Origin of the sequence: Kitasatospora sp. NPDC091257 (assembly GCF_044757675.1) — a bacterium.
GTDB classification, from domain to species: domain Bacteria; phylum Actinomycetota; class Actinomycetes; order Streptomycetales; family Streptomycetaceae; genus Kitasatospora; species Kitasatospora lactacystinica.
In genome coordinates, this window is record NZ_JBIVVI010000680.1 from 1 (window position 1) to 5,043 (window position 5,043).

5 protein-coding genes are annotated in these 5,043 nt (G+C 72.8%); 3 read left to right on the forward strand and 2 right to left on the reverse strand.

The features are described 5' to 3' along the window. Nucleotides 1-1,405 (reverse strand): FtsW/RodA/SpoVE family cell cycle protein (locus ACIQOV_RS27120; RefSeq protein WP_401052805.1); only part of this gene is annotated, 1,405 nt, incomplete at its 3' end. Nucleotides 1,406-1,694: 289 nt separating this feature from the next. Here ACIQOV_RS27120 and ACIQOV_RS27125 point away from each other — a divergent pair. Together ACIQOV_RS27125 and rsgA are read left to right on the forward strand one after the other, a co-directional pair. Further along, the gene (locus ACIQOV_RS27125) at nucleotides 1,695-2,828 is read left to right on the forward strand and encodes a cytochrome c oxidase assembly protein (protein WP_401052808.1); all 1,134 of its coding nucleotides are present in this window, start codon (nucleotides 1,695-1,697) and stop codon (nucleotides 2,826-2,828) included. A gap of 376 nt (nucleotides 2,829-3,204) precedes the next feature. After that, nucleotides 3,205-4,341: a ribosome small subunit-dependent GTPase A gene (gene rsgA, locus ACIQOV_RS27130; protein ID WP_401052811.1), complete on the forward strand. Its 1,137-nt coding sequence runs from the start codon at nucleotides 3,205-3,207 to the stop codon at nucleotides 4,339-4,341. Between the two features lie 63 nt (nucleotides 4,342-4,404). On the opposite strand, the gene ACIQOV_RS27135 is transcribed toward rsgA, so the two are convergent. Then, on the reverse strand, nucleotides 4,405-4,863 hold the full coding sequence (locus ACIQOV_RS27135; protein ID WP_401052814.1) for an ASCH domain-containing protein: 459 nt from the start codon (nucleotides 4,861-4,863) through the stop codon (nucleotides 4,405-4,407). 86 nt (nucleotides 4,864-4,949) lie between these two features. On the opposite strand from ACIQOV_RS27135, the gene ACIQOV_RS27140 reads away from it, so the two are divergent. After that, nucleotides 4,950-5,043, forward strand: a 94-nt coding sequence (locus ACIQOV_RS27140; RefSeq protein WP_401052817.1) for a DUF397 domain-containing protein, incomplete at its 3' end; no start/stop codon positions are given.

Here is a 5,043-nt window from a genome sequence, read left to right on the forward strand (position 1 = left end):
ACGGGGCCGGGAGCGGCTCGGGGGAGGGCCGGGGCGGGTCCAGGGCGGTGCGTCCGGAGGAGTCGCTCAGCTTGAGCAGCAGCGCCACCATCAGCCAGTTCGCCAGCAGCGACGAACCGCCGGCGGCCAGGAACGGCAGGGCCTTGCCGGTCAGCGGGACCAGCCCGCTCACCCCGCCGACCACCACGAACACCTGGAGCGCCAGCGCCGCCGACAGACCGGTGGCCAGCAGCTTGCCGAACGGGTCGGTCAGGCCGATCGCGGTGCGCAGACCGCGCTGGATCAGCAGCACGTAGACCAGCAGGATCGCGGTCGCCCCGGCCAGTCCCAGCTCCTCGCCGATGGTGGTGAAGATGAAGTCGCTGCGCCCGGCGAAGCCGATCAGCCAGGGCCGTCCCGAGCCCAGGCCGGTCCCGGTCATGCCCCCGGTGCCCAGGCTGAACAGCGCCTCGGCGGGCTGCTCGGAGATCGCCTTGTCGTGCACCGGCTTGTAGTAGTCGAGCGGGTGCAGCCAGGCCTCGACGCGGCCGTGCACGTGCGGTTCCACGGTGCCGACCACCGCCGCGCCGCCGACCGCCATCAGCAGGCCGAGCACCACCCAGCTGGTGCGCTCGGTCGCCACGTACAGCATCACGATGAAGATGCCGAAGAAGATCAGCGAGGTGCCCAGGTCGCGTTCGAAGATCAGCACCAGCAGGCTGACCACCCAGATCGCCAGCACCGGGCCGGCGTGCCGTCCGCGCGGCAGGGTGAGCCCCCAGACCTTCCGCCCGGCCAGCGCCAGCGCGTCCCGGGCGGCCATCAGGTACCCCGCGAAGAAGATCGTGATCGCGACCTTCACGAACTCGTCCGGCTCGAAGGAGAGCCCGAACAGCCGGATCCAGCGCTTGGCGCCGAAGCTGTCGCCGGGGGAGAACACCGGTGCCGCCAGCAGGATCAGCGCACCCGCCATCAGCAGGTAGACGTAGCGCTGGAAGAAGCGGTGGTGCTTGACGAGGACGATCAGCGCGAGCGCCACCGCCACCGAGATGAACACCCACATCAGCTGGGAGGGCGCCGCCGGGAGCTTCTGGTAGTCGCCCTTGGCGGCGTGCGCGGCCTTGTAGCTGAAGTCCAGCCGGTCCAGCAGCACCAGCCCGAAGCCGGTCAGGAAGACGCCCAGCGGCAGGATCAGCGGATCGGCGAACGGGGCGAACCGGCGCACCGCCAGGTGGGCCGCCCCGGCCAGCGCGCCCAGCGACAGGCCGTGCACCAGCAGCCCGGGCGGCATCCGGCCGGTGAGCGCCAGGTTCGCGTCGACGTGTCCCGCCAGGCAGACGGCCACCGCGAGGGCCAGCAGGCCCAGTTCGATGTTGCGGTGGCGCGCCGCGAGTCGGCGGCCGTCGCCGCGTGCAGTGGTTCGCACCTCTTGTCATCCCCTTGTCGAGCACGTGGCGGGTCTCGCCGACGGCGCATCCTGCCAGACGTTTGTGTCTTCGCCGCGGTTGCCGGGAGGAGCGGGAACAGGGCAGAACTTTGCCCGGGCAAAGCTTTGTCGGGGCTCGGTAAAGCTTTGTTCAGGCCCGGGTACAGAGGCGGGCCCCGGGTGCGGCGGGGCCGTCGCGCGGGGACATCATGGCCGGGCGCCGGGGGAGCCCCGGCGCGGGGTGCCCGACCGGCCGGGGACCGCCGGGACGAGCGAGGTGAGCGGGCGGATGAACGCAGTGGTGGGCGGCGCGGCGGTCGGGTCGGTGGGCGGCCCGATGGTCGGGCCGGTGGGCGGGCCGACCGGTGGTCCCGCCTCGGTGCTCGCCTACAGCGGGCCGCCGCCGTGGCGGTGGTCCGACCTGGCGACCTCCTGGACGGCCGAGCCGCTGGTGCTCGTGCTGTCGGTGCTGCTCGGTGTCTGGTACCTGGCGGCGGTGCGCAGGGTCAACCGGGCGGTGGGTGAACGCGCGGTGGGTGACCGGGCGGCCGCGGGGGCCGGCGACGGGCGGCCGGTGGCCGGGCACCGCGGCGGGCGCTGGCAGCCCACCCGTACCGCCGCGTTCCTCGGCGGGCTGCTGCTGTGGGTCTGGTGCACCTGCTCCGGCCTCGGTGTGTACGACCGGATCCTCTTCACCGACCGGGCCGTGCAGGTCGTGCTGCTGCTGATGGTCGTTCCGCTGCTGCTCGCGCTCGGCGCACCGGTCTCCCTGCTGGTCGAGGCGGCACCGGCGGCCCGGCGGGAACGCGTCCTGCGGGCGCTGCGCAGCCGCCCGTCCAAGGTGCTGATGTTCCCGGCGGTCTCCACCGCGCTGCTGATGGCGCCGCCGTGGCTGCTCTACTTCACGCCCTGGTACGAGTGGTCGGTGTCCAGCGGGATCGGGAACGTGGTGCTGCACCTGGCACTGGTGCTGCTGGGCCTCGCCTACTTCTGGCCGCGTCTGCAGCTCGACCCGGTCGGGCACGAGTACCCCCACCTGGTCGGGCTGTTCATCACCTTCGCCGAGGTGATCTTCGACGCGGGGCTCGGGATCGTGCTGATCTACGGCGGGCACCTGGTCGCCGAGCACTACTACCTGGCGCTCGGGCGGCCGTGGGGCCCGAGCCCGGCGCAGGACCAGACCTGGGGCGGCAACGCGTTCTGGGTGCTGGGGGACCTGGTCGGGCTGCCGTTCCTGGCCGCGCTGGTGCGGCGGATGGTGGTGCAGGGGCGGGAGGAGACCGAGGCGGTGGACGCCGAGCTGGACGCCCGCTACGCGGCGGCCGCCGCGCGGGCGCGGGCGGCGGGAGGGCCGGAGGAGGAGACCGGGATGCGGCCGTGGTGGCTGGACGACCCGAACCTCAAGCACCGGTACGGGGCGTAGCGCGGGCCCCGGCGGGGCTGGTCGAGCTGCGGCGGATGCGCGTGGCGGCGGACGGCGGTGCGGGGCGCTGTCTGGCCCCTGCGCGGCGGGCCAATTTTGGTCCTCAGAGGCCGCTCTGGCGACCGCCGCCTCGCGTTTCCGCAGGTCAAAAATAGTTTGGCCACAATCCCCCGCCCCGCTAGCGTGTGACACATCCGGTTCGGGGGCCATGGGGCCGCCCGAGGAGTAGAGAGCAGGAGGTGAACCCCGTGGTCGTTGTCGCCCCGATAGCTGCCCAGGGCAGCACTCGCGTTCACCTCCTTTTCCCGGCCGCCGGCTGAGCCCTTCACGCCAGCCGTAGCCCGCCGGGATCATCTCCTCCCGAAGGGCCACTGCGTTGTTCAACGCTGCCTCCGTTTCGTCGTTCTCTTCTCCCTCTTCCTCCTCTTCGACTTCCGCCGACGCCTCCGCCCTGACCGGCTACGGCTGGACGGCCGAGCTCGCGGAGCTGTTCACCCCGTTCGGCGAGGCCGGGCTGCTCCCGGCCCGGATCGTCCGGGTCGACCGCGGCCAGTGCGACGCCGTCATCGCCGACCCGGAGACAGGTGAGCCGCGCACCGTCCGGTTCGACACCCGGCCGGTGGGCGACGCCGACATGATCAACTGCCCGTGCACGGGCGACTGGGCGGCGGTCGACCTGTACGCCCAGCCGATGGCCTCCGTCGCCGCGCTGCTGCCGCGCTCCACCGCGATCATCCGCAAGGTGGCCGGCAAGCGCTCCGACGGCCAGGTGCTGGCCGCCAACGTCGACACCGTGCTGATCGCCTCCTCGCTCGCGACCGACCCCGACCTCGGACGGATCGAGCGCTTCCTCGCCCTGGCCTGGGAGTCCGGCGCCGACCCGCTGGTCGTCCTCACCAAGGCCGACCTCGTCGACGACGCCGACTTCATCCGGTCCGACGTCGAGGCGGTCGCCCCCGGAGTCACGGTGCTCGTGGTGAGCGCCGAGACCGGCGAGGGCATGGACGTGCTCCGCGCCTGCACCCCCGGCACCACCGCGGTGATCGGCCAGTCCGGCGTCGGCAAGTCCACGCTCACCAACGCGCTGGCCGGCTCCGCGGTGATGACCGTCCAGGAGGCCCGCGAGGTCGACCAGAAGGGCCGCCACACCACGACCACCCGAGAACTGATCCCGCTGTCCGGCGGGGGCGTGCTCATCGACACCCCCGGGCTGCGCGAGGTCGGCCTCTACGGAGGCGAAGGCGTGGACCTGGCCTTCGCCGACATAGCCGAGCTGGCCGAGGAGTGCCGCTTCCAGGACTGCGGCCACCACACCGAGCCCGGCTGCGCGGTGCAGGCGGCGCTGGCCGACGGCACCCTGCCGCAGCGCCGCATGGACAGCTACCTCAAGCTCCAGCGCGAGAACGACTGGATCGCCTCGCGCACGGACGCCCGGGTGGCCAAGGCGCGGCTGAAGAAGTGGAAGACGATCACCAAGTCGATGCGAGCCGTGGGAGGTCCGGTGAAGCGCTGAGCCCGGGCACCGGCCGGCCGCCGCACAACGGCCGCCGGCCGGCCCCCGCCGGGCCCGCCCGGCTCAGCGGAGGTCCGCCACCACGCGGAAGCGCTGCAGGACCACCGGAGTGGTGTCGTCCACGGCGAAACCCGGGTCATCGAGGGCGTCGAGCATCTCCGGACTGCGCCAGAACCGCTCGTGCACCGCACGCCACTCGGCCACGCTGGTGCACCCCTCGCCCTCGTCCAGGGCGTGCTGGAGGTCGACCTCCGCGAGCGGGACCACCCGGACGTCCGTGGTCTCGATCACGGCGACCCTGCGGCCGTCCGAGTCAAGGACCGCGGAGCGCTCACCGGCCAGCGGCAGGGGCTCGCCCTCGTGCTCGTAGTCGGCGATCAGGCCGGTGGTGCTGGTCTTGGCACCGTCGAGGATCGCGGCGACCAGCTGGTCCCGCAGAGGGCCGGGGAACGCGAACTCTGCCGGAGGCAGGGCGACGACGCGCGGGTCGTCCGGGCCGGTGTAGGGCTGCTGCTCGCTCATGCCGCGAGAGTAACGGCGGGGCGCTCGGCGGGCGCGCGAATTTCGGGGCCGCGGGCCGGTGCGGTGGGCCTGCGGGTTGTGGACAAATGCCTGAGTCCACCTGGCAGAAGTCCAGCTATTCCGGCGCAAACAACGCGTGCGTGGAGGTCCGTTCGGTCGCCGGGGCGATCGAGCTCCGCG

What these genes read in the sequence shown, in the direction of transcription:
- ACIQOV_RS27125 (WP_401052808.1), top strand. Translation starts at nt 1,695, where the DNA reads ATGAACGCAGTGGTGGGCGGCGCGGCGGTCGGGTCGGTGGGCGGCCCG.
- ACIQOV_RS27135 (WP_401052814.1), bottom strand. Translation starts at nt 4,863, where the DNA reads ATGAGCGAGCAGCAGCCCTACACCGGCCCGGACGACCCGCGCGTCGTC.